Source organism: Streptomyces thermodiastaticus, from assembly GCF_014656135.1.
Taxonomy (GTDB): Bacteria; Actinomycetota; Actinomycetes; order Streptomycetales; family Streptomycetaceae; genus Streptomyces; species Streptomyces thermodiastaticus.
In genome coordinates this window covers 1-758 of the sequence record NZ_BNBV01000081.1, presented here as the reverse complement: position 1 = coordinate 758, position 758 = coordinate 1, and the positions used below count along the sequence as shown (strand labels likewise).

Here is a 758-nt window from a genome sequence, read left to right as displayed (position 1 = left end):
TCGAGGGTCCTGCGGTGACGGTGGACACGGCGTGTTCCTCGTCGTTGGTGGCGCTGCACCTGGCGGCCAACGCGCTCCGGCAGGGCGAGTGCGACCTCGCCCTGGCCGGCGGCGTCACTGTCATGTCCACCCCGCAAGCCTTTGTGGAGTTCTCGCGGCAGCGTGGTCTGGCGCCGGACGGGCGGTGCAAGTCGTTCTCGGCGGCGGCGGATGGTACGGGCTGGTCGGAGGGTGTGGGGCTGCTGCTGGTGGAGCGGTTGTCGGACGCTCGGCGCAATGGTCATCGGGTGCTGGCGGTGGTGCGTGGTTCGGCGGTCAACCAGGACGGTGCGTCCAATGGGCTGACGGCTCCGAACGGTCCTTCGCAGGAGCGGGTGATCCGGCAGGCGCTGGCCAGTGCGGGGCTGGTTTCCGCTGATGTGGATGTGGTGGAGGCGCATGGGACGGGTACCAGGCTGGGTGATCCGATCGAGGCGCATGCGCTGCTGGCCACGTATGGGCAGGACCGGCCGGTGGATCAGCCGTTGTGGCTGGGGTCGTTGAAGTCGAACATCGGGCATGCACAGGCCGCCGCGGGTGTCGGTGGTGTGATCAAGATGGTCGAGGCGATGCGGCATGGCGTGTTGCCGCGGACGTTGCATGTGCAGGAGCCGTCCCCGCATGTCGACTGGGAGGCGGGGGCGGTGCGGTTGCTGACCGAGGCCCGGCCCTGGCCGCAGGCGGGCCGTCCGCGCCGTGCGGGAGTGTCTTCCTTCGGC

General features: G+C 69.9%; 1 protein-coding gene. It reads left to right on the top strand.

The annotated features are described in order from the left end of the window. Window positions 1–758 (top strand): beta-ketoacyl synthase N-terminal-like domain-containing protein (locus tag IE286_RS26915; protein WP_189799365.1); only part of this gene is annotated, 758 nt, incomplete at both ends.